The organism is Parabacteroides sp. PH5-46 (assembly GCF_029892785.1).
Lineage (GTDB): Bacteria > Bacteroidota > Bacteroidia > Bacteroidales > Tannerellaceae > DFXE01.
On sequence record NZ_JARXXA010000019.1, the window covers coordinates 1 to 25,629 of the forward strand.

A 25,629-nucleotide genomic window follows, 5' to 3' on the forward strand; every position below is an offset into this window, starting at 1 on the left:
AATAAATACAAACAAAAAATTGCCTATATCATTTTACGGATACAGACAATTTTATTAAGTGAAAAACTTAAAGCCGCTTTTTAAGGGGTGACTATATAAAGTCCTGCTATTGTATATAGTATCTTTTTCATATCCATTTATTTGATGATGTAGATTAAGGATATTCCCGCTTTGGTAGGTCCAAAATAGTTTTTGGTAAAATCGCCGATTTTCTCGGCGCATTTCTCACAAGGATACTTGGCATGATCGAGGTAGGCGTACCCTACGCCGACAGTTGCTTCTATGCTCCAGCGCTTATTGAGGATCCACTGGTAGCCGTAGGAGATACCTGCGCCGTAGAGGTAACCCTCGTAGCGGTTTTCATTGAGGCCGAACATTTTCAGTCCTCCGACATTGTAGCCTGCCACATGCGCATGCAAGCCCATGAAGTGACCCATGAAGCGCTGGCAGAACCAGTAACGAGCTTCAGGCTGTATGGCCCAATGCTTGAGTTTGCGGTTCTTGGAGAACTCCCAGGGGTTGTAATTTACAGGTAGTTCCAGCGTCCACTTAGGAGCTAGCCCGATTTCGAGGCCGAGGTTCAGCGTCGTTGTCGCATCATACAGTAAGTTCGACTTCAGGGCCACATCCTGTGATTTAGTAAAGGGTGAGAAAAATGTCAGCATGGCAAACGCCACGACAGTCTTTTTTATCCATCCAACGGTTATACAATTCTCTGTTTTCATCAATGTTAGTCTTCTGTTTTTTTAGTCTTCTCCCTTTATTTTTGCACTACCTATCACTTAGTGAGTGACAGCAGACTGGATTTATGAAAATGTAAGTGTCTAGATCTATAGTAATTGCAAAACTTATTTACATAATTTCATAAAAAGGTGAAACATTTTTACAAACAGGAGGCGCTGGAAAGTGCTGTAAAATCCGTATCAGACTGTAATAAAAAAGCCCGTTTGGAAGATTGAAGGAATAGGCTTTAAAAGAGTGGAATTTGTAAACATTTTATAAACAATCTAATAATCTATCAGTTAGATTTGTTTTTCAACGATTATTGTCTTGGCTGGAGAAGGAGAGAGGTATTTCTATTGAAAACGCATTAGGTTTAGTAAACCCACATAAAAGCCAAAGACAAGAGCGTTTAATGGATTCGAATCCGAATAAAGTCCGTTCTTTTACCGCATTTTTAGGTCTTTGCCCGCTACATGGGGCTTGTAAGTGATATGTCTTCGATGCCGATATGGCATAGATAATCCGACCGGACAATTTTTGTTTGTCTGCCCGGCTTCCGGTGTATATTTTCCAGCCTATATTATATGTATATTCACAAATTAACTGATGATAATTGTGAATATATTGAGGGGAATTAAGTATTTCCGGCGAATTTAAATGGTGGATATTTGCAGAAACTTACTGGTTTTTCTTTCTTTTCTGCCACTCGCTAAGTGACAGATTTGTTGATAAATAGTCAGATACTGCAAATATATATAAAAATCGCCATTCTTTTCTTATCTTTTCCTGGAAAATATAAATTAACTTAAATATTCTATTCTTTTATATGGCCTGTTCGATGGCTTTAGCTACCGTTTCGTTGGCCTCGTCGAGCACACTTCTGTCGAAAGAGGCCAGGTAGATGCGGGTAGTTGCCTCGGAAGTATGTCCGAGGGCTTCGCTGATAACCGCCAGCGGCAGGTTCGCCCCTTTGGCTATGGATGCCCAGGTGTGACGTGCCACATGGGTAGTGAGCTTGCTTTTCAAGCCAAGGAACTGTGAGATTTCCCCCAGTTTCTGGTTTTGTTTCCGTAGGCCGCTCTCATACTGTAGCCGGGGGGATACATCCTTCCGGGTGATGATGGGTAGGAGGTAAGGACTTTCTTCGGTAAGCGGTTGGAATATTTCCAGTATTGACTTTAGTTGTGAGTTCACTTTCAGTTCGATCCGTTGTCCGGTCTTCATCCGCTTGTATGATATGACATTGTTCTGCAAGTCTTCTTTTTTCAGGAAGGCCATATCTACGTACGACATACCTCTGGCATGAAAGCTAAAAAGGAACATAAGGAGTGCTTGCTGTAGGTGGAAAGGAAGTCCGGTGGGCTCTGAAGGCTGCGACTTAAATTCCACCTTATCAAGCAGACCCATCTCTTTTTTGCCCAGGGCGCGCTTTGGGGTGGTGGCATTTCCTGTATATACATCACGAAAGGGCGGTATACCGTGTGCCTGGAAGAGACCTTCTGCTGAAGCCTTGTTGTAGATGGCCCGCAGATTACGCATATAGAATGAAATGCTGTTGCGTGCAAGCTTTTCTTCTGTTAGCTGTGACTCAAAGTCTTTCATCAGCAGAGGGGTCATGGCGTCAAAGGTCATCCGGGGTTTCTTACTGAAGTTGATAAACCTATCCAGTACGGTCTGGTAGGCTCTGGCAGTACGTATCTGTTCTTTTTTCAGTAGTCCTTCAACTAATTTGTTGGTATAATCTGCCAGGCTGATCTTTTCTTTATGCAGCCTGTAGGCAGCAGCCACTTTGGCAGCATCGGGTGTACCTTCCCTTTCGAGCTGTAAGGCAGTAGATTCAACAAAGTATCGATCGCTTTCCAGCTCTACTCTTGCCCATGCCAGGTGTGCGGATCGGTCTCCTCCGGCGGTCTGGGGGATAATCATCTGCCTCTTTAGATCCCACTCATGGGGATACAGTTGGATACGGGTTGATACATTGTACGTGGTACGTTTACTGATAATGCGTACAAAAAGACGAGAAGCACGGCCATCCACGCTGGAGTCGCGCAACATAAATTTTACAGAGGTCATCTTATCTTTCTTAAAAGGTTAAAAAATAATTAAGTCTACTAAGAATTAGTTATTGAATATGGCGGCAAAAGTATAAAAAAAACACGAAAAATTGCAAATTGTCAAAATGTTAATTTACCCCTTGCTTGCAGGCCGTATTTAGAGCTGAAGCAGGCTTTGCTTGTAAAGAGGGCGTTTATTTAACAGTTTGGCTTTGTTGTTTTGCAAACTGCAGCACGCAGAACGGAACACGCAGTACGCATTTTTAAACATTTTTCGTTCACTATTCTATATTCTTTATTTTAAACCTGTCTTTTTGTTATTTCAAAAAGAATAGCTTTTTTGGGTGGATTTTGTGTTAAAAAGTGCTTCATTTTGTATATTTCAGCCATTCGGTTTTTGACTTGGCCGGAATAGTTAAAAAATCATTTGGATGAATCTCCGAAATCATTTGGATCAATAGGGGATTTTAATTGGATGATTTACTGAAATCATTAAGATAAAATGGAGAAAAGTGGGTGTTTTTACCAAATATCTGTTAAATATCGCTCGATATATATTAAAAAACCTTTTATTTTTTATTTTTTCGGAGGTTTTGAATAAAAGTAAAGTTAGTGGAAAGTGGTGTTTTGTGTAATTATGTGATAATATAAGGTAATTTAACATCAAAAAGACATAGTTATTGCTCCCTCTCTAAGGGGGAATGAGGGGTGAAGAATGATAAACCTTTTGTTGTACTTCGGAAGAAAGGCACTATTTTTGTAGGTTGTAAATTAAAGATGGTTTGATGAGAAGAGTAGCATTATTATATCTGGCGATTGTTCTTGCGCTTCCGCTGTCGGCTCAAATAAAGTTGAGTGATCAGGCGTGGATTAGTTTGCTGACTTGTTCACCTTCCGAAGAGGCGATATTCACTGTCTATGGGCATACAGCCATACGGGTGTGTGATCCGGCAGCAAATATGGATGCTGTCTTTAATTATGGAATGTTTGATTTCAGCAAACCTAATTTTATTTACCGTTTTGCGAAAGGGGAGACGGATTACCGCTTGGCGGTGGCGCACTTTAAACGTTTTCTGGCAGATTATGCGATGCGGGGAAGTAGCGTTACAGAGCAGGTTTTGAACCTGTTGCCGGAAGAACGGGCACGGATTTGGGAGGCATTGGTGATTAATGCTGAGCCGGAGAATGCCGTGTACAGATATAATTTCTTTTACGATAATTGCGCTACCCGCCCGGTTGCCATCGTTGAGAAGTATGTAGAGGGCGAAGTGGTATATAATCATCAGCCAAAGCCTCAGACATTTCGTCAGTTGATTAACGATTGTGCCCGAAACAAACCCTGGCTGATTTTTGGTACGGAGCTGGCACTGGGTAGTCCGACGGATAAGATTGCTACGCCGCATGAAGAATTATTTCTGCCTTTATACCTGGAAGCGGCTTTTGATAAGGCGACTGTCAAATCGCCGGACGGAACGGAGCGGAAGTTGGTTTCCCAAACGAATATACTGGCAGAGGAAGTCCCCGAAGAAATAGAAAAGGAATTTTTCACCCCTTTAGTTTGTAGTCTGCTTTTTCTGGCTGTTATGTTGTTACTTACCTGGCTGGAATGGCGTAAGAAAAGCTACTATCGCTGGCTGGATTGCCTGTTGTTTCTTATCGCGGGAATAGCTGGGGTTATTATCTTTTTCCTGGCTTTTGTGTCGGAACATCCGGCTACCTGGCCCAACTGGCTGGTTCTTTGGTTGCATCCGTTCCATTTGGCTGCAGTGGTCTTATTTGCTGTAAAAAAGTTTAATAAGGCCGCATATTACTATCATTTTATTAACTTTGCGGCGCTTACGCTGATGCTGCTGGGCTGGTACTTCATTCCGCAACATCTGAATACGGCATTCATCTTTTTAGTGGCGGGCTTTTGGCTAAGGTCGGCCGTGTACCTGAGAAGGGAAAAGGTGAAAAAAGCTTTGAAACAAGAGAATAAATGAGGAAAATACTAACATCGCTCATTGCAATACTGGCCGTTACCAGTCTGGAAGCACAACAGGTACCTAAACTGGTTGTGTGTATTACGGTAGACCAGTTGCGGGGAGATTATGTCGAATATTTCTATAATACCTTTGGTGAAGGGGGATTTAAACGTCTGCTGAATGAGGGTCTTGTCTATAAGAATATTCGTTTTGAGTTTTCAAATATAGACCAGGCAACCGCTTTTGCTACGCTATTTACAGGCTCTAATCCCTGTTTTAACGGTATATCCGGTGAAAAGGTTTACGACTTTAACCGAGAGCAGGAGAAGTCGGTTTTGCATGATGCTAATTACATCGGAAACTATACGCGGGATAACTATTCACCCAGAAAACTGTATGCTTCAACAATCGGCGATGAGTTAAAAATAGCCTCCAAAGGGCGGAGCGACGTATATGCTATTGCTCCGGACGCGGAAAGTGCCATATTGTCAGCAGGGAATGCAGCGAATGGTGCCTTCTGGATTGACAATATAAACGGGAAATGGGCTACTACTACCTATTATAAAGGCGTTCCCTGGTATATAGATCGCTACAATAACGGACAGGAATCTTTGCCGGTACGGCTGGATAAGCTGGTATGGACTCCTTCGCTAGCGCTCACGAAGTTTGATGCATTCCCTTATATAACGGATGAAAGCTCTTATCGTTATACATTTAATGAGAATCAGAGAAATTGCTATCCCGATCTGAAAACCTCTCCTTTTGTAAATGCAGAGGTAAATAAACTGGCTTTTCAGTTTCTGGAATATGGCGGCTTTGGTTCGCGTTCATGTCCGGATATGCTCTCTGTTACCTATTATGCGGGTAATTTTAACCGATTGAAGGATAGAGAGTATTCTCGTGAAATACAGGATACTTACTACCAACTGGATAAAGATATTGAGAAGCTACTGGACTTTATCGACAAGAAGGTAGGCCTACGCAATACGCTTGTTGTATTTACCGGTTCGGGATATTACAAGAGCGTTGAAGATTATCCGGAAGGAGTTCAGTTGAACGGAGGCGATTTTTATCCGAAGCGTTGCCTGGCTTTGCTGAATATGTATCTGATGCAGATATACGGACAAAAGCAATGGGTGACAGGATATTATAACGGACAGATATTCTTGAACCGAAAAGTAATAGAGGACGAAAAACAGGCGCTGGAGAGTGTTCAGAATAAGGCTGCCGAATTTGTTGCCCAGTTTTCAGGTGTGCAGTCTGTCATTACGGATTGCGCCTTAAGGAATGGCGAATGGAATGAAGGAACGGCCAAGTTTCGTAACGGGACACACTATCTGGGACGGGGTGATTTGATTATCGAATTGCAACCCGGCTGGCGGGTGAATAATGAGGTGCCCGGCGAAAAAGTAAAAATGGTACGTCACAATGCCGTTGTAACCCCTTTGATTTTTATGGGTAACGGCTTGAAGCCTAAACATATTTACCGTGAAGTAAAAGCAACGGAAGTGGCACCGTCTGTCACGCATATACTCAGGATTCGTCCGCCGAATGCTGCTACAGAGCTACCGCTTTGGGAATTGAAAGTTGAAAACTAAATATTCAATTCCCGCAAACTCACAGAGAATTATCGAATTTCAATTTTCAATTTTCAATTAAAGATAAAATGGGATTTAATGAGTTTATGACAAAGCTGTTCGGCAATAAGTCGCAGCGTGACCTTAAAGAAATCGACCCGTATGTAAAGAAAATAAAGGATGTATATCCTTCTATAGAAGTACTATCCAATGATGACTTACGTGCAAAAACCGACGAGATAAGAAAACGGATTAGCGATTATGTTGCTGAAGATCGTGCCAAAGTAGAAGAACTTCGCAAAAATATAGAAGAAAAAGAGCTGGAGGAACGGGAAGCCATTTGGGCGGAAGTAGACAAGATCGAAAAGGAGATTACCGAAAAAATGGAAATCGTACTGGAAGAATGTCTGCCTGAAGTATTTTCTATTGTAAAGGATACAGCCCGCCGTTTTACCCAGAATGAAGAGATTGTAGTAACAGCCAATCAGTTCGACCGTGACCTGGCAGCAAAACATGACTTTGTTCGCATAGAAGACGATAAGGCAATCTATCAGAACCATTGGGTAGCTGGTGGTAATGAGATTACCTGGGATATGATTCACTACGATGTGCAGTTATTCGGAGGAGTAGTGTTACACAAAGGTAAGATTGCGGAAATGGCAACCGGTGAAGGTAAGACATTGGTGGCTACCTTGCCGGTGTTCCTGAATGCACTGACCGGTAATGGCGTACATGTAGTAACAGTGAACGACTACCTGTCTAAGCGTGACTCGGAATGGATGGGACCTTTATATATGTTCCACGGACTTTCCGTAGACTGTATAGATAGACACCAGCCCAACTCGGACGCCCGCCGGATGGCATATAATGCCGATATTACTTTCGGGACAAATAATGAGTTTGGCTTCGACTATCTGCGCGATAATATGGCAATTAGTCCGAATGACCTGGTGCAACGCAAGCATAATTATGCCATTGTCGATGAGGTTGACTCCGTATTAATAGATGATGCCCGTACGCCATTAATTATTTCAGGACCTATCCCACGAGGCGAAGAACAGCTGTTTGAGCAATTCCGCCCGAATGTAGAAGTAGTGGTAAATGCCCAACGGAATCTGACAAACAAACTGCTGACCGACGCTAAGCAAAAACTGGCCAGTGACGATTCCAAAGTGCAGGAAGAAGGAAGCCTTCTTTTATACCGTTCATTCAAGGGACACCCGAAATATAAACCGCTGATCAAGTTCCTGAGCGAGCCGGGAATCAAAGCTGCTATGTTAAAAACAGAAGCTTTCTATATGGCCGAAAACATGCGTAATATGCATCTGGTTACGGATGAACTATATTATGTAATAGATGAAAAGAATAACAGCATTGAACTGACAGATAAAGGGATCGATTTGCTGACAGGTAAATCGGACGACCCGCATTTCTTTGTCTTGCCGGATATCGCTTCCGAGTTGTCACAGTTGGACAACATGACAGGCTCTGAAGATGAAAAGCAGGCCAAGAAGGATGAAATACTGGCTAATTATTCCGTGAAGAGCGAACGGGTACATACCATTAACCAATTATTGAAAGCCTATACCCTGTTTGAAAAGGATGATGAATATGTGGTAATGGACAACAAAGTAATGATTGTAGACGAGCAGACCGGACGTATCATGGATGGTCGTCGTTACTCAGACGGCTTGCATCAGGCTATCGAAGCAAAGGAACGTGTGAAGGTGGAAGCTGCCACACAGACGTTTGCTACCATTACTTTGCAGAACTATTTCCGTATGTATCATAAGCTGTCGGGTATGACCGGTACGGCTGAAACAGAAGCAGGAGAGTTCTGGGATATCTATAAACTGGATGTTGTGGTAATCCCGACGAACAGGCCGATTGCGCGTGCGGATATGAATGACCGTATCTACAAGACCAAGCGCGAGAAGTATAATGCCGTTATTGAGGAAATTAATGACCTTGTATCAGCCGGACGTCCTGTGTTGGTTGGTACTACTTCGGTTGAGATTTCTGAATTGTTGAGCCGTATGTTGACCATGCGCAAGATTGCTCATAATGTGTTGAATGCGAAACTGCACCAACGCGAAGCCGAAATCGTAGCCCAGGCAGGACAAAAAGGTATGGTAACCATTGCTACCAATATGGCCGGTCGTGGTACGGACATTAAGCTGTCGGCAGAAGTGAAGGAAGCCGGAGGTTTGGCCATTATAGGTACCGAACGCCATGAAAGCCGCCGGGTAGACCGCCAGTTACGCGGACGTGCCGGACGCCAAGGAGACCCGGGTTCTTCCGTGTTCTTTGTTTCGCTGGAAGATGATCTGATGCGTCTGTTTGCCTCCGAAAAGATTGCCGGACTGATGGATAGGATGGGCTTCAAGGAAGGCGAAGTATTGGAACACAGTATGCTGAGCAAATCGGTAGAACGCGCCCAGAAGAAGGTGGAAGAAAACAACTTTGGTATCCGTAAGCGTTTGCTGGAGTATGACGACGTGATGAACTCACAACGTAATGTAATCTATACCCGTCGCCGCCATGCACTGATGGGAGAACGTATCGGTCTGGATGTATTGAATACGATTTACGACAATACCACCTCTATTGTAGAGCAGCATGCGGACAACATGGATTATGAAGGCTTCAAGCTGGAACTGTTCCGCACCTTCGCCATGGAAAGCCCGTTCAACGAAGAAGAATTCAAAGAATTGAAAGCTGCCCAATTAACCGATAAGCTATTTGACGAAGCCTTGAAAAACTTCAAACGCAGAATGGATCGTTTAGTGCAGGTGGCTAATCCGGTTATCAAACAGGTATACGAAACACAAGGTGCTCAATATGAAAATATTCTGATACCTATTACAGACGGTAAGCGAATGTATAATATTGCTTGCAACTTGAAAGAAGCCTACGAAACGGAGAGTAAAGCTATTTCTAAAGCCTTCCAGAAATCGATAGTGCTTCACACCATTGACGAATCCTGGAAAGAGCATTTGCGTGAGATGGATGAATTACGCCACTCCGTGCAAAATGCCAGCTACGAAAATAAAGATCCTCTATTGATCTATAAGCTGGAATCGTACAACCTGTTCAAGACAATGGTAGATACGATGAACCGTAAAACGGCCAGTATCCTGATGCGTGGGCAGATTCCTGTAAGAGAGGAAGCCCCGGAACAAGGAGGCGAACGCAGAGTAGATGTACGTCAGGCCGCAGAACAAAAGCGACAGGATATGAGTCGCTATCGTACGGAGAAGAGCGATGTACTTAGCGGGGGAGGAGACGATCCTTTGCAACAGAAACCGCCTGTAGGTCCGACTCAAGCTCGTCAGCAAACACCGGTTCGCGTAGAGAAACGGGTGGGACGTAATGACCCATGCCCTTGCGGAAGCGGAAAGAAATACAAAGCCTGCCACGGAAAAGGTTTATAATTCAGAAATATAATATATGGTGTAGAGACAAGGCATTGCCTTGTCTCTACCTATTTTAATCAATAGATAATTTGATAATCGTAACGGAATTAGCCGGGAAAGTATAGGTTCGTTTTCGGTTTCCAGGGAAATGTATTGTTTTTTCGACAGGTGTAGCGTTTGATAGTTCTACAATTTCAGCATCTCTCTTTACTTTTACTTCCGGGATGTGGATTTCTGTTTTCTCTTTGTGATGTGTTGTGTTTACTACTTTCAGAATGATCTTTTTCTGCTCTTTGTCTGAAGTTGCCAGGGCTACGAGAGAAGGGAAGGGGGCTAATATGGCTTCGTGCAGTAATTCCCTGTCCGCATAGCAACGAATCGTATCATCTTTACACACAACTTTTAGCTTATACCATTGCTCGTTTTCAGTTTTGAAAGCTTTGGGGGGCGTTAGCATATCCTTTATGGTGCCTGTTTGCCGGTATAGTTCGCTGCTTTCGTTGCCGAAAGCCAGACAAATATAGTCTGCCTCATCACCTCTTTGCCCATTGTCGCGCACGAACAGGCGAAGGGGAAGATCTCCTTTGGTATGTTTAACCGATAGCGAAAGTTCATAATTGTACGATAAGGAGTCACCTGCAAATAGCGGATTGGCGGCATCTATCTCGTAATTATTGCCGGGCACTTCTATGGCTGCACGCCCGGAGAGGACTTGTGGCTTTGAAAACGTTTCTACCTCTGTGTTTAACAGCGTGTCTCCCCTATATTTATTGAACATTTGCAACAGGTAATAGGAGGGGGAAAGTGTAATTTGCGACTGATTAAATGTAATGAGCGGATAGCGCTGCATATCATAATTTCGATTCCCCAATGCCGGAGCATACGCTAGTCGCATAACACCATCCGGATTACTTTCGGCAGCAATCAGGAAGCAGGCTTCGGCCACAGCAGCGCGCAGTGTACCTCCTTCTTTACCTACGGAAGAGAACTCGCCGATAAAAGCAGAGGGTGACTGTCGCTCGTAATTCCGGCTGAAACGCTCATGATTCGATATAAAGAACGATTCAGTCGCATAGTAATGATCGTCTACCCAATCGTTTCTGTTCTGGTTTCTGAGGAGGGAACTGCTGATTACTGTCATGTCCGGATAGGCCGCGTGGATCGCATTTTTGAATAATTCAAAGCGACGGCTATATTCTATCCCGTAATTTTCACTTCCTATCTCGATGTATTTCAGATGAAATGGCGCCTGATGGCCATTGGAAGCCCTCATTGCTCCAAAGGTAGAATCGGCGGGCTGATTGGCATAAGCGATAGCGTCTAATGTCTCTTGCACGAGGATGTTCATTTGTGTGATATCTTCGATGCGGGGGCGTCTGCATTGACTGGTTATACCACTATTTACAACGTAAACGGGTTCGGCTTTCAAGTCTTCGCACATCTGTAAAAACTCATGATAGCCTACACCATTACTGCTCCCGTATCCCCAGATATTCCAGAAATGTTTTCGTTCAGCAATATCGCCTATTGACTCCCGCCACTTGGGGTAGGTGCCGCTTGTGTAGCCTTCTACAAAACTTCCCCCGGGAAACCGGATAAAGGCAGGTGACAAGTCTGCTATCTTTTCCATGATATCGGGACGTAATCCGTTGGGACGGTTTTTCCACGTCTTTTCAGGCATAAGCGATACAACATCTAGCCAGAAGAAGGTAGAACTGTCTGTAGAAAAGGTCAGGACAGCATTCTCCGCATCCTCATTGGCCGTGAACGTAAAGGCTTGTTTTCTCCATTCAAAGGTAGGTGTTACTCTCACCGTATTGCTCAAAGCCTTTGTGGCAGATGAGTCTTCCAGGGCGATGCGGATGGAGCGGGGAGTAACAGAAGTGGCTGTCCGGGTGTAAAATGATAGGTTATACTTTTCTCCTTTGCGGATGGGGATCCCTTTATAGCCTTCGGCAATTACACCTCCTCGTCCGGTAGCCTCCGAAGCGTAAACGGCAACCATTAATGAGCGCTGGTTCTTCTCGCTTAATGCTTTTCGGTCGTCTGTTGAAATGTATGAATTATCGGCCAGCTTACGCCAGCCCGGGATAGAGTCGGGATGGATGAAGGGAATCGTCCAGCCATTGGGAGTAACCAATACATTGCGTGTGCGATCATACGCACAGTGCAAGGGAATGGAACCCTCTTCAAAGCTCCTGTTTTGTATATATTCGGCATATATACCTCCGTCTATCGCATGGTTAATCTCTTCAATGGTAAGCCCGTACAACTGCTCGTTGACAGGGTAAGAAACACCTTCAGTTGTTATTGTGATGGAAGAAGTTGCCGGTAATTCGGGTTTGCATCCGGCTAAAAAGAAAATAAGTAATAAAACGATTATATGTATATATGTCCGCATTCCAGCTGGTTAGATTAGATTGTTAGGGATACAAAGCTAAGGAAAACTGGCAAACATGCAAAATAAAACGACTCACGAGCAAAATAAAATAAGTTGTGAGCAAACGAGAACAAGATGCAACCTATTTTTGTTATATAATAAGTGAAGGGATAACTATTTATATAGAAAAGAACAAATAACTCGAACTATTTAGTTAATTTTGCGTGGATAGAATGAAAAGTTTTAAATGAAAAGTTTCGCGTCAGAATATAAGATACTCATTGTTGATGACATTCCAACGAATGTTATGCTTGTTGAGGCAATCCTGAAGAAAGAAGGTTATTCATTGATCACAGCCGATAATGGTGTTGATGCTTTAAAGATCGCGCAAGAACAACACCCCAATATTATTCTGCTGGATATCATGATGCCGGGGATGGATGGCTATGAAGTATTGCAACACCTGAAAAGCAATCCGGATACGAATGCTATTCCGGTGATTATCATGTCAGCACTAAATGATATGCCCAGTATTATAAAGGGGTATCAATTAGGAGCTACAGAGTATGTGACGAAACCTTTTCAGCGGGAGGAGCTGGTAAAACGTATTGCTCACCGTTTCGAATTGTATAGCATCGAACGAATTAAGGAAGAGCTTGTGCTTACCATAGAGTCCAGAGATATGCTCTATTCTGTCATATCGCATGATTTACGGACTCCCTTAGGCTCGTTAAAGATGATGAATAATTCTATCCTTAAAATGGTTGACCGGGAAAGGGTAGGGGATGATGTTTACGAGATGCTTCTGCTAACGAACAAAACCTCTGAAGATACTTTTCAATTACTGGACAACCTTACAAAATGGTCTAAATATACTCAAAACAAGATAGCTCTCCATAAGCAAAAGACGGATATCAACGGACTGATTGAAAGTATTATTACTATCTATCAGCCTATTGCCGAACTGAAACGTGTATCAATTATTTCAAAAGGCCTGGATGAAACATTGTCGGGTATTGTTGATGTTGATATGGTAAAGACCATTGTTCGCAACTTATTGTCCAATGCTGTTAAGTTCAGCTATGAAGGAGGTACAGTGGAAATTGCTACCCGTTTGGAAGATAACTATCTGTATTTTTCCGTTACAGACCATGGAAAAGGCTTAAAAGAAGGAGACAAAGAAAGGCTCTTTAATGCCGAACATTTCTCAACCTTCGGAACCGATAACGAACAAGGCTCCGGCTTAGGCCTGATGATCAGCAAAACGTTTGTTGATTTGCACGAAGGTAAGATCTGGTTTAAATCGGAAGAAGGCAAAGGAACGACTATCTTCTTTACGCTAAAAATAAGAGAGAAAGACGAAGACGATGAGGATTAATCTTTGTTGAATGATATACAAATAAAAAAGGCTGTTCATTGAACAGCCTTTTTTATGTATTGTGGATTGAGATTATCCTAAGAATCCTAACAAGATACCGGCAGCAACAGCTGAACCGATAACACCTGCTACGTTCGGACCCATAGCGTGCATCAAAAGATAGTTGGTTGGGTCGTATTCCAAACCTACTACCTGAGAGATACGTGCAGAGTCAGGCACAGCAGATACACCGGAGTTACCGATAAGCGGATTAATCTTATTACCTTCTTTCAGGAACAGATTGAAGAACTTCACGAACAGGATACCTGCGCAAGTAGCAATCACGAAAGATAAAGCTCCCAGACCGAAGATCTTGATTGAGTTCAATGTCAGGAACTGAGTAGCCTGCGTAGAAGCTCCTACCGTAATACCTAACAAGATAGTAATTGTATCAATCAGCGGACCACGGGCTGTTTCAGCCAAACGACGTGTTACACCACTTTCCTTTAATAAGTTTCCGAAGAATAACATACCCAACAAAGGCAAGCCCGAAGGTACAAGGAAACAAGTCAAAAGAAGACCCATGATCGGGAAGATGATTTTTTCCGTAGAAGAAACGACTCTGGGAGGTTTCATACGGATCACACGTTCTTTCTTAGTAGTAAGCAATCGCATAAACGGAGGTTGTATAATTGGTACCAAGGCCATATATGAATAGGCCGATACCGCAATAGCCCCCATCAGGTTAGGCGCCAACTTAGACGAAAGGAAAATAGCCGTAGGACCGTCAGCACCACCAATGATACCGATAGCACCTGCTTGGTTAGGTTCAAATCCCATTTGAAGAGCAATGGTGTAAGCACCGAAGATACCAAATTGAGCCGCAGCACCAATCAACATTAGTTTTGGATTGGAAATCAATGCCGAGAAGTCGGTCATCGCCCCAATTCCAAGAAATATCAATGGCGGATACCATCCTTGTACAACTCCCTGATAGAGGATGTTTAGCACAGAACCTTCTTCATAAATACCCACTTGTAAACCGGCATCTTTAAAAGGAATATTACCAATTAACATACCGAATCCGATAGGTATAAGAAGCATAGGCTCAAATTCATATTTGATAGCCATGAATATAAAAAGCAAACCTACCACGATCATAATTAAATGACCGGGCGTTGCATTATATACCCCTGTATAGGTAAGGAACAGCTGAAGGTTCTCACCAAGGAATGATAAAAAACTTTCTTGCATATGCTTATCCTATTACTACGAGGTCTGCATTTTCCAATACAGAGTCGCCTTTATTCACTCTTATTTCTTTAATTACTCCGTCTCTGTCAGCATTAATACTGTTCTCCATTTTCATGGCTTCCAGAATAATAACTGTTTGTCCTCTCTTAACAGTATCGCCCACCTTACATTTGACTTCCAGTATAACACCTGGTAGTGGCGATTTTACTGCACCCTGTGATGCAGATGCTGCAGGACGTGAAACTACCGGGTCGCCGGAAGCTGTTGTTGGTGCCTGAGCCGGTCTTTTGATGGTTACCACTTGCTTTTTAGCGGGTTTCTCCAACTTCACTTTATAAGGTGTTCCGTTTACTTCCACTTCAGCAATATCTTCTATTACTGAACTGATATGCACCTTATATACATTGCCGTTTATTGTATATTTAAAACTTTTCATTCTTGTTTGTTTTTAGATCATTACTTTTTAGGAAGTTCACGTAAACCGTATATCTTAGAACTCCATGGTGAATAATTACGTGTTACTTTCTGTATAGTAAGAACTGTATTCTCCATATCATGTACGTCTTCATCCAGTTCGTAAAGAGCGGCGCTGATTGCTGCCAGTATTTCACCGGATATTTCACCTTCTCCTACAGTTGTAACAACTCCAGTTGTTTTCTGAGCTCTGCGTTTGCTGGCTGATACGGCCGTGTATCCAACCCATTTGAAGAATAAATAGAGAAGAATCAATCCCAGAAACACAACGGCCATAGCTGTAACTGTCATACCAATTCCAACTGGGTCGTTTGTTTTGAAGTTGTCCAACTTTTCGTTTGAATCCAACGTCAGGTTGTTTGTGCTGGGAGTTACTTTCTGAAGTACTACCCATTCGTCTTCTCCGTCTACTCTTCGTCCGTAACTAATATCGGCACTCTGGCTTGCCGGAATAACGATCTCATCCACCAAGGTTCTTCCATCGGAATCGTATAAAGCGATGTAGTTTTCTTTTGTAGGATCCAATGTGAAATTCAAGTGGAATGTACCACGGGATGCAATTCCGTCTGCCCAGAATAATATATGTTGTCTCGGGCTGATTTTTGTTAATACATCTCCTTTAGGGATGGGATATTTTTTAGGATCGTTTTTGTCGTTTGTCAGAAAGCAACCGCCAATATTAACTGTTCCGGCAGAACCGTTATATAGCTCAACCCATCCGCTACGTTTTCCGTAGTCATCTACAAAGTTGTCTTCGTTGATGACTAAAACTTCATTTATTCGTATGGAGGTTACGCGTTGCGCCTGCATTCCTATGGAAAAGAACAACAAGAACAACCATAATACCCCTATTTTCTTTTTAGTCATATTCATTATCGTTTTAAGAATTATAGAGGCAGATTATCATGTTTCTTAGCAGGGTTTGTCAGCTTCTTTGTCTGTAACTGCTGTAAAGCACGGATAATGCGGAAACGCGTATTACGTGGTTCGATTACATCGTCGATGTAGCCATATTGAGCCGCATTATACGGGTTTGCAAATGCCTTTCTGTATTCTTCTTCTTTTTCGGCTGAAACTTTAGCAGGATCTTCTGCGGCGGCAACTTCTTTTGCGAAGATTACTTCTACAGCGCCGCTGGGGCCCATTACTGCGATTTCGGCAGCTGGCCATGCGTAGTTCATATCACCACGTAAGTGTTTAGAACTCATTACACAATAGGCGCCTCCGTATGATTTACGCAATGTAACGGTTACTTTAGGTACAGTAGCTTCTCCGTAAGCATAAAGCAATTTGGCTCCGTGAAGGATCACACCGTTATATTCTTGTCCTGTTCCGGGAAGGAATCCAGGTACGTCTACCAATGTTACGATTGGAATATTGAATGCGTCGCAGAAACGAACGAAACGGCCTGCCTTACGTGAAGCATTGCTGTCAAGGCATCCTGCCATGATTTTAGGTTGGTTGGCTACGATACCTACCGATTGTCCGTTGAAGCGGGCAAAACCTACTATAATATTCTTTGCATAATCGGCATGTACTTCTAGGAATTCATTGTTGTCTATAATGGTTCCGATTACTTCATACATATCGTATGCCTGGTTCGGGCTGTCGGGGATTATTTCGTTTAATACATCGTCCAAGCGGTCGATTGGATCCTGACATGCTACCAGAGGAGTTTCCTCGAGGTTGTTCTGAGGCAAGAAGCTCAGCAGTTTGCGGATTAATACAAATCCTTCTTCTTCTGTGTCAACGGCAAAATGAGCAACTCCGGACTTGGTTGTGTGTACGCTTGCACCACCTAATTGTTCCTGGGTTACATCTTCACCTGTAACGGTTTTAACAACCTTAGGACCTGTTAGGAACATATAGCTTGTTCCGCGTGTCATGATGTTAAAGTCGGTCAATGCCGGAGAATAAACAGCACCTCCTGCACAAGGACCAAAAATACCGGAAATCTGTGGTACTACACCTGATGCCAGAATATTACGCTGGAATATCTCAGCATAACCGGCAAGAGCATTTACGCCTTCCTGGATACGTGCGCCACCAGAATCGTTTAGTCCGATAACCGGTGCTCCCATTTTCATGGCCTGATCCATTACTTTACAAATCTTCAGAGCCAGGGTTTCAGATAACGCACCGCCGAAAACAGTGAAATCTTGTGCGTATATGTAAACCACACGGCCATCAATTGTTCCGTAGCCTGTTACTACACCATCACCCAGGAATTTTGTTTTCTCAATACCGAAATTGGTACTACGGTGTTGCATAAACATATCAAACTCTTCGAAACTGCCTTCGTCTAGTAACATGGCAATACGCTCGCGAGCTGTATATTTACCTTTGTTGTGTTGGGCTTCAATTCTTTTTTCCCCACCACCAAGACGCGCTTTTTCGCGAAGGGCGATAAGCTCTTTTACTTTTTCAAGTTGGTTACTCATTGTTATTTTGATTTGTTGTTAGAAATGTTTGTTGTGTTATTTTTCTCCTTCCATGCAAAGTTCTGTCAGAACGCTGCAGGTGGATTTCGGATGCAGGAAAGCAATGTTTAAACCTTCTGCTCCGCCACGAGGGGCTTTGTCGATTAGTTGGACGCCTTTTGAAGCTGCTTCGTCAAGCGCTTCCTGTACAGATGGAACGGCGAATGCAATGTGATGGATGCCTTCTCCTTTTTTCTCAATAAATTTGGCGATTGTACTGTCGTCACTGGTTGGTTCCAGTAATTCGATTTTAGTTTGGCCTACTTTGAAGAACGCTGTTTTTACTTTCTGGTCCTCAACCACTTCAATGTTGTAGCACTTCAACCCTAAAACGCCTTCATAATAAGGTAAAGAAGCTTCAATACTTTTTACGGCAATACCAAGATGCTCAATATGCGTAATATTCATTTCTTATAAAATTAGTAATTAAGTAATACGTTTATAATTATGGGCGCAAAGGTACACACTTTATTTATGAATAAAGAAATAATTCTTTATTTTTTATCCTTTCTTTTCTTTCTTTGTTTAGTGTTTGATTATTAGATGAATAGCGTTTTTCAATTTGAGGAAAAAGATAAAAGAACACTAGGTGGATATTTCCGGCTTATTGTATTTTTTTACTATTTAGTATCTATCCGATATGTAAATTTGTATCCTATTGTTTATCAAATGGTTGAAACTTTTTGATAATTGCACCCATGTGTTTTGTGAAAAGTATGCATGCGTTTTGCAAAAAGTATGCATACTTTTCGATAAAAGCATGCACGCTTTTTTTCGGTTGTTGTACTTGATGTAAAAAACATTCTTTTCTGCCTGATGGAAGAATACCTATAATTAGAGTCGGTTGATAGGTTGAGATATTGAGGGGATTCGTGTTTAAATTTATGTTAAAAAAGATGCTTTTTCTGCATATCTGCTATATAACATCTTTTTTTATGCTAGCTAAAACGTTTAACCTACTAGTTTTGCAACAAATTCAGACTCAATTGTTGATTATTTTAATATTGTGAAAAAACGAGTTTCCATAAAAAGTATTGCAGAATCCTTGGGAGTGTCGACGGCTACAGTCTCTTTAGTGCTTAGCGGAAAAGCTGCGGAAGGGCGTGTGGGTAAAGAAATTTCTGAAAAAATACGTGAAACTGCTAAATCGATGAACTATCTGCCAAACGGACTGGCCAGAAGTCTTCGGATAGGACGCTCACAGACTATAGGACTGATAGTTGCCGATATTTCAAACCCCTTCTTCGGAACCTTGTCTTTATATATTCAGGAAGAGGCAGAGAAGTTCGGATATACTGTCATTATAGCCAATACGAATGAAAGCAGTACAAAGATGGGAGAAATGATAGATATCCTGAAAAGCAGACAAGTAGACGGATACATCATAGTACCTACCGAAGATGGCGATTCCTATATCACACAACTTGTGGAAAGTAATAAACCTTTGGTGTTGGTGGATAGGTATTTTCCTAATATTCAAACCAATAATGTTATTATTGATAATTATAGGGCTTCATACGATGCCACCCGTTCATTATTGAATAATGGATGCAAGCATATTTGTTTGTTTATGTATAAAAGTAAGCTTCAGCACATGATTGAACGCAAGAAAGGTTATCATGATGCTTTGGCAGAAGTTAATCGTTTTGATGAGGAATTTTTATTTGAAATAAATTATGCTAATATTGCAGAAGATATAGCAAGCAGTGTAAAAAAAATAGTTTCTATGAAAAAAACGATTGATGGTATCTTCTTTACAACCAATAGTATCTCTATTATAGGTATAAAAGAATTGCTGAACCATGGCATAGAAATACAAAAGCAGATTCAGATAGTTTGCTTTGATAAGAGTGATGCCTTTGATTTTATGAACATTACAATTCCTTATGTACGTCAGCCCGTTGCGAAAATGGGAAGAACGTCTGTTGATCTGTTGATCGATCAAATTACCAACCACGGCGACAACGAAGCAGATCTTATTATGTGTAAGCTTTCTGCAAAACTGATTGAATATCAGGATAACTGATTTTTTTTGCTCAACAAAGTTAATCGATTAATTAAATAATCTATATATAACATGAAAACTACTTCCAATCTACAAGAAAAAGATTCTTTACAAAAAGAAAAGATAATAAGCGGTAATCTCTTATGGCCGTTTATTCTCCTGACGATGCTATTTTTTGCATGGGCCGTTCCTAACAACCTAACGGATACCATGCTTGCCGCTTTTAAACGTATTATGAGCCTTTCAGACTCGAAGACGGCTTGGATTCAAGTAGTTTGTTATCTTCTGGGCTATGGCTGTTGTGCAATTCCCGGTGCTTTGTTTATTAAAAAATATACGTATAAAGCGGGTGTAATGGGAGGGCTTGCCTTATATATATTAGGTTGCTTGCTGTTCTATCCTGCAAAGATGTGTCTTCAGTTTAATGCCGAGATTAGTTTTGGCATGTATTTGTTTGCCATTTTTATCTTATTTGCAGGGCTTTCTGTTCTGGAAACATCGGCCAACTCATATGTATATGCGATAGGTCCGGAGTCGAGTGCCACACGAAGGTTGAACTTTTCACAGTCTTTTAATCCCTTCGGAGCCATTAGTGGAGTTGTTATCAGCCAGGTGTTTATCTTATCGCAATTAAACATCTTAACGGCAGCCGAAAGAGATACTATTTCTCCTGCGGAGCTTGCATCCATCCAGGGAGCCGAACTAAATGCCGTAACCATGACATATGTCTGGCTGGGTGTTTTTATGGCTATACTACTACTGGCTATTTTCCTTACCCGTATGCCCAACTTAAAAGAAGGGGGGCAGAAGCTGGACTTTGTAGGGACTTTCAAACGCTTATTCAAAAACAAAAATTATGTATGGGGAGTAGTAGCCCAGTTTTTCTATGTAGGAGCACAGATTGCTGTTTGGTCTTTTATTATCCGTTATGTGATGCAACAGCTTAATTTTGATGCTGTTATTTCATCCTTAGGAAGCAATGCTTCTGCAGCAGAGATTATCACAGCTCTTCGTTCGGTAGAACCGGTAGCCGGAGGGTTTTATTCTTTCTGTGAGTTTATAGGCCTTGACGATCTTTTACCCCGGACTGCAGAACAAGCCGGTGCAACCTACTACATTATGTCTTTGATATTGTTTGTATTGATGCGTTTTGTTTGTACATGGCTGATGAAATATGTACGGGTTGATAAAATTTTAACGGCATTGGCTGTGGCAGCTGTTTTCTTTTGTTTGCTTACTATTTACGGAACAGGCCTGGTAGGTGTCTACTCGTTGATGTGTATATCGGGTTGTATGTCGTTGATGTTTCCTACCATTTATGGAACAGGTATCAAAGGATTAGGCGAAGATACGAAGATCGGGGGAGCCGGTATGGTTATGGCTATTGCCGGCGCTGCATTACTGACGCAGATACAAGGTATCCTGTCTGATTCTTCCAGTATTACGACAGCCTACTGGGTACCGGCTATCGCTTTTGCTATCATTGCGTTTTACAGTATTACGGTATGCCGTAGACAACAAATAAATTAATGCTTTACTAACTATAAAAATTGATTATCATGAAAAAAACCGGTTTTTTACTGATTTGTTTATTGTGCTCTTTGGCTATGTTCGGACAGCAGTATCCTTATAATGGCTTAGATTCGAATATGGGTAACCTGTATCGCTTATCCAATGCGAAAACCCGCTCGATAAGCCCGGAAAACTTTACCGGAGAAAAAGGAAAAGGCGGAATGGCGGATATAAAGGACAAAGATCAGCGGAATGTAGCAAATGCCTCACATGCAGCACGCGATTTGGGGCAAGGTTGGAAAGTAAATCCGTATATCCGGATCAACTCGGGTGAAACGATAACAATCGCCGAAATCGAAGGTCCCGGTGCCATCCAGCATATCTGGATGACTCCTACCGGAAACTGGCGTTTCACGATTATGCGTATTTACTGGGATGACGAAAAAGAACCTTCTGTAGAGTGTCCGGTAGGTGATTTCTTCGCTATGGGATGGGGTGTTTATGCTCCTTTAACATCACTTGCTGTTTGTGTAAATCCGGGTAGTGCCTTTAATTGCTACTGGACAATGCCTTTCCGCAAGAAGTGTAAGATAACGATGGAAAATATCAACGACAATGACCCGATGACCTTGTATTATCAGATTGATTATACATTGACGGATGTTCCTGAAGATGCCGCTTATTTCCATGCTCAGTGGCGTAGAACAAATCCGAATCTTACATCGGATTATACTGTTGTAGACGGGATAAAAGGAAAAGGCCATTTTGTAGGTGTATATATGGCTTGGGGAGTGAATAATAATGGCTGGTGGGGAGAAGGAGAAATCAAATTCTTCATGGATGGTGATACCAAATTCCCAACTATTTGTGGAACCGGTGCGGAAGACTATTTCTGTGGTTCTTATAATTTTGAGAATAAAACAACACGACAGTATGAAGAATTCTGTACGCCATATGCAGGATTACACCAGGTTATCCGCCCTGACGGAGTGTACAGATCGCAACAACGTTTTGGCTTGTACCGTTGGCATATAACAGACCCTATTCGCTTTGACAAAGATCTGAGAGTTACTATTCAGGACCTGGGATGGCGACATGGCGGACGTTATCTGCCTCAGAAGTCTGATATATCTTCTGTTACTTATTGGTATCAGGCCGAACCACATAATAAGTTCCCCAAACTGCCCAAGTGGGAAGAAATGGAGGTTAATTAATAACAATTTATTACTCAACGTATGAGAAAAAAGGAACTCTGCTTATGCGTATTTATCGCGTTGATCATGTGGGGCTGTAACTATTCAAAAAAGGAAAGTATGGATAAATATGATAAAGGAACTTTTGGCTTTGATTTGCGTTATTTGTCGGAGAAGGATAACCGGATTGCGGTTCTGACGAGTGATGACGAACAAGCCAGAATCATTGTATCTCCCAAATACCAGGCAAAAGTTTTTACCTCTACGGCTACCGGGCTGGAAGGTAAAAGTTTAGGCTATTTGAATTATGATGTGTTGGATTCTGACGAAATTAGCGAGCACATGAATGGCTATGGGGGAGAGAACCGCTTCTGGCTGGGGCCTGAAGGGGGTAAATTCTCTGTTTATTTTAAGCCGGAAACGGAGCAGGTCTATGACAACTGGCATACTCCCAAACCCATTGATATAGAGCCTTGGTCGGTAGTTTCTATTGCCCCCAAAAGTGTATCAATGGAAAAGACAATGGAAGTAGCTAACTATCAGGGAACACAGCTGCAACTTAAGATAAACAGAACCGTACGCTTACTGGAAATACCTGCTATTTGCGCAAAGCTAGGTATCTCGGCAAATGAGAAAGTGCAGGCTGTAGCTTATGCTACGGAAAATAGTATTACCAATCTGAACGATTTTGAATGGACAAAAGATACGGGAACCATCTGTATCTGGATGCTGGATATGTTTAACCCGGGTCCCAAAGCGGTTACTTTTATTCCTTTTGCCGAAGGAGATGAGAAAGACTTAGGGATTATAGCAACAACTGACTATTTCGGAGAGATACCAGCCAGCCACTATAAAGTAAAAGAAGGAATGGTCTTTCTTAAAACGGATGGTAAATATCGTAGCAAACTAGGTATGAACGCGAAACGGACGAAAGCCATTGCCGGTAATTATGATCCGGATGCAAAGCGCTTGACAATATGTACGTTTGACGTTGATCCGAATGCTGTGTACCTGAATCAGGAGTGGAATCCCTCAAAAGATCCTTTGGTGGGTGATGCATTGAATGCGTATAATGACGGACCGTTAGAGGATGGTAGTATTATGGGACCTTTCCTGGAGTTGGAAAGTTGCTCTCCCGCAGCTTTTATTGCTCCTCAGGAATCTCTTAAGCATAATCATAATGTCTTCCATTTTGTAGGGGAAGAAGCAGATTTGACAAATATTGTGGAAAAACTATTCAATATTTCTCTGAATGAACTGAAAAAAGTTTTTTGATGAGACACAATTAACAGATAATACATAAATAATATCCATTAACAATCAATGTGTTATTGATTGTAGACAGCCTGCTCCGGCGGGCTGCCAGGGATAGTTTTGTGGTAAAACGAAACAATTTAAATAAGCAAAAGCATGAAAGAAACATTTCCTAAAATCGGCATTCGTCCGATTATTGATGGCCGTAGGCGCGGTATCCGCGAATCACTGGAAGACATGACAATGGGGCTGGCAAAGAGAGTTGCTAAGTTTTATAGTGAAACACTTCGTTATCCGGACGGCTCGCCTGTAGTATGCATCATAGCTGATACTTGTATAGGCGGCGTGAAAGAAGCAGCCAATTGTGCGGAAAAATTCGCGAGAGAAAATGTAGGTGTTTCTTTATCGGTAACCCCTTGTTGGTGTTACGGGTCGGAAACAATAGACATGGATCCCCTGATTCCCAAAGCAATCTGGGGATTTAATGGGACAGAGCGTCCGGGAGCTGTATATCTGGCTGCTGCATTAGCCGCTCATAACCAGAAGGGTTTGCCTACGTTTGGTATTTACGGAAGGGATGTGCAAGACTTGACCGATCCGGTTATTCCTGACGATGTAAAAGAGAAACTACTCCGTTTTGCCAAGGCAGGCTTGGCGGTTGCTATCATGCGTGGAAAATCATATCTGGCAATTGGCTCTGTTTCAATGGGAATTGCCGGTTCAATCGTTAATCCTGATTTCTTACAGGAATATCTGGGAATGCGGACGGAATATGTTGATTGCTCCGAGATACTTCGCCGTGTACAACAGGAAATATATGACAAAGACGAATACAAAAAGGCTTTGGAGTGGACAAAGAAAAACTGCATGCCAAGGGAAGGAGAAGACTTTAATCCCGAACATTTGAAGTTTTCACGCGAAAAGAAAGATGCAGACTGGGAATTCGTGGTTAAGATGACAATGATTATGCGTGATCTGATGACCGGAAACGAAGTGCTGGGCGAGATGGGACATCAGGAAGAAGCCATGGGACACAATGCCATAGCCGGAGGTTTTCAGGGTCAACGCCAATGGACAGACTTCATGCCTGACGGAGACTTTTCGGAAGCAATCCTTAATTCCTCCTTCGACTGGAACGGCATTCGTGAACCTTTTACATTTGCAACGGAAGACGACCACTTAAATGCTATTTCCATGTTGTTCGGCAAGTTGCTAACCAATACTGCTCAGATATTTGCCGATGTCCGGACATACTGGAGTCCGGAAGCCATAGAGCGTATCAGTGGCTGGAAACCGGATGGCTTGCTGAAAGATGGAGCGATACACTTGATAAACTCAGGTTCTTGTACATTGGATGGTACCGGATGTCAGACAAAAGACGGCAAACCGGTAATGAAGCCATTTTGGGAGATCACTAACAAGGAAGTGGATGATATGCTTCAGGCAGTAACCTGGTATCCTTCCTCATTAGAATATATGCGTGGAGGAGGCTATTCGTCACATTTCCTTACCAAAGCGGGTATGCCGATGACGATGTGTCGCCTGAATCTGGTAAAAGGACTCGGAGCTGTCCTGCAAATAGCTGAAGGATGGACGGCTACCTTCCCGGACCATGTGTTTGACCTGATTAATAAGCGAACAGATAAGACCTGGCCTTCTACCTTCTTTGTTCCTAAAACAACAGGGCAGGGACATTTTAAAGATATCTACTCTGTGATGAACTACTGGGGCGCTAATCACGGTGCGATTAGTTACGGACATATAGGAGCCGATCTGATCTCACTAGCCTCTATGCTATCTATTCCTGTTTGTATGCATAATGTGGAAGAAGACAAGATATTCCGCCCATCTGCCTGGAATGCTTTCGGATCGGATATAGAAGGTTCAGATTATAGGGCATGTGCTACTTACGGACCATTATATAAATAGAAATAAACTCTAACAAGGGGAATTATAAATCATGTATTGTTAAACAATTAAATCGGG

Annotated in this window: 17 protein-coding genes; 9 read left to right on the forward strand and 8 right to left on the reverse strand. The window is 42.3% G+C overall.

Annotated elements, in window-relative coordinates; translation table 11 throughout:
• Window positions 1-137: 137 nt before the first annotated feature.
• Window positions 138-665, reverse strand: coding sequence for a DUF3575 domain-containing protein (locus M2470_RS15855; protein WP_280746044.1), 528 nt, complete (start codon window positions 663-665; stop codon window positions 138-140).
• Window positions 666-1,545: 880 nt separating this feature from the next.
• The gene (locus tag M2470_RS15860; protein WP_280746039.1) at window positions 1,546-2,796 is read right to left on the reverse strand and encodes a site-specific integrase; all 1,251 of its coding nucleotides are present in this window, start codon (window positions 2,794-2,796) and stop codon (window positions 1,546-1,548) included.
• Between the two features lie 766 nt (window positions 2,797-3,562).
• Here M2470_RS15860 and M2470_RS15865 point away from each other — a divergent pair.
• The 3 genes from M2470_RS15865 to secA all read left to right on the forward strand — a co-directional run bounded on the left by M2470_RS15865 (window position 3,563) and on the right by secA (window position 9,752).
• Window positions 3,563-4,759 (forward strand): DUF4105 domain-containing protein, encoded by a 1,197-nt coding sequence (locus tag M2470_RS15865; RefSeq protein WP_280746038.1) that lies wholly within the window; start codon window positions 3,563-3,565, stop codon window positions 4,757-4,759.
• Window positions 4,756-6,339, forward strand: coding sequence for an alkaline phosphatase family protein (locus tag M2470_RS15870; protein ID WP_280746037.1), 1,584 nt, complete (start codon window positions 4,756-4,758; stop codon window positions 6,337-6,339). Before M2470_RS15865 ends, M2470_RS15870 begins: the two co-directional genes overlap by 4 nt.
• Window positions 6,340-6,407: 68 nt before the next feature.
• Window positions 6,408-9,752 (forward strand): preprotein translocase subunit SecA, encoded by a 3,345-nt coding sequence (secA, locus tag M2470_RS15875; RefSeq protein WP_280746036.1) that lies wholly within the window; start codon window positions 6,408-6,410, stop codon window positions 9,750-9,752.
• 55 nt (window positions 9,753-9,807) lie between these two features.
• Here secA and M2470_RS15880 read toward each other — a convergent pair whose 3' ends face one another.
• The gene (locus M2470_RS15880) at window positions 9,808-12,135 is read right to left on the reverse strand and encodes an alpha-L-arabinofuranosidase C-terminal domain-containing protein (protein WP_280746035.1); all 2,328 of its coding nucleotides are present in this window, start codon (window positions 12,133-12,135) and stop codon (window positions 9,808-9,810) included.
• 226 nt (window positions 12,136-12,361) lie between these two features.
• On the opposite strand from M2470_RS15880, the gene M2470_RS15885 reads away from it, so the two are divergent.
• A complete protein-coding gene (locus M2470_RS15885; RefSeq protein WP_280746034.1) occupies window positions 12,362-13,492 on the forward strand; it encodes a hybrid sensor histidine kinase/response regulator in 1,131 nt (376 codons plus the stop codon).
• 72 nt (window positions 13,493-13,564) lie between these two features.
• On the opposite strand, the gene M2470_RS15890 is transcribed toward M2470_RS15885, so the two are convergent.
• From M2470_RS15890 to mce, 5 genes are read right to left on the reverse strand one after another with little or no spacing between them, the layout of a single operon-like run.
• Window positions 13,565-14,725: a sodium ion-translocating decarboxylase subunit beta gene (locus tag M2470_RS15890; protein ID WP_280746033.1), complete on the reverse strand. Its 1,161-nt coding sequence runs from the start codon at window positions 14,723-14,725 to the stop codon at window positions 13,565-13,567.
• A 4-nt stretch (window positions 14,726-14,729) separates the two neighbouring features.
• On the reverse strand, window positions 14,730-15,161 hold the full coding sequence (locus tag M2470_RS15895) for a biotin/lipoyl-containing protein (protein ID WP_280746032.1): 432 nt from the start codon (window positions 15,159-15,161) through the stop codon (window positions 14,730-14,732).
• A 20-nt stretch (window positions 15,162-15,181) separates the two neighbouring features.
• Entirely contained in the window at window positions 15,182-16,066 is an 885-nt protein-coding gene (locus M2470_RS15900; RefSeq protein WP_280746031.1) for an OadG family transporter subunit, read from the reverse strand.
• 20 nt (window positions 16,067-16,086) lie between these two features.
• On the reverse strand, window positions 16,087-17,640 hold the full coding sequence (locus tag M2470_RS15905; RefSeq protein ID WP_280746030.1) for an acyl-CoA carboxylase subunit beta: 1,554 nt from the start codon (window positions 17,638-17,640) through the stop codon (window positions 16,087-16,089).
• A gap of 36 nt (window positions 17,641-17,676) precedes the next feature.
• Complete coding sequence (gene mce, locus M2470_RS15910; protein ID WP_280746029.1) at window positions 17,677-18,087, reverse strand: methylmalonyl-CoA epimerase; 411 nt, start codon at window positions 18,085-18,087, stop codon at window positions 17,677-17,679.
• Window positions 18,088-18,685: 598 nt separating this feature from the next.
• Between mce and M2470_RS15915 the strand changes: the two genes are divergently transcribed.
• From M2470_RS15915 to M2470_RS15935, 5 genes are all read left to right on the forward strand, one after another.
• A complete protein-coding gene (locus tag M2470_RS15915; protein ID WP_280746028.1) occupies window positions 18,686-19,705 on the forward strand; it encodes a LacI family DNA-binding transcriptional regulator in 1,020 nt (339 codons plus the stop codon).
• 51 nt (window positions 19,706-19,756) lie between these two features.
• Window positions 19,757-21,214, forward strand: a complete 1,458-nt coding sequence (gene fucP / locus M2470_RS15920) for an L-fucose:H+ symporter permease (RefSeq protein ID WP_280746027.1) — start codon at window positions 19,757-19,759, stop codon at window positions 21,212-21,214.
• A 29-nt stretch (window positions 21,215-21,243) separates the two neighbouring features.
• Window positions 21,244-22,410 carry a glycoside hydrolase family 172 protein gene (locus tag M2470_RS15925; RefSeq protein WP_280746026.1) on the forward strand — a complete coding sequence of 389 codons (1,167 nt, stop codon included), beginning with the start codon at window positions 21,244-21,246 and terminating at the stop codon, window positions 22,408-22,410.
• A gap of 99 nt (window positions 22,411-22,509) precedes the next feature.
• Entirely contained in the window at window positions 22,510-23,664 is a 1,155-nt protein-coding gene (locus M2470_RS15930) for a DUF6786 family protein (protein ID WP_280746025.1), read from the forward strand.
• 135 nt (window positions 23,665-23,799) lie between these two features.
• A complete protein-coding gene (locus M2470_RS15935; RefSeq protein ID WP_280746024.1) occupies window positions 23,800-25,572 on the forward strand; it encodes an L-fucose isomerase in 1,773 nt (590 codons plus the stop codon).
• The last annotated feature ends 57 nt before the right edge of the window (window positions 25,573-25,629 follow it).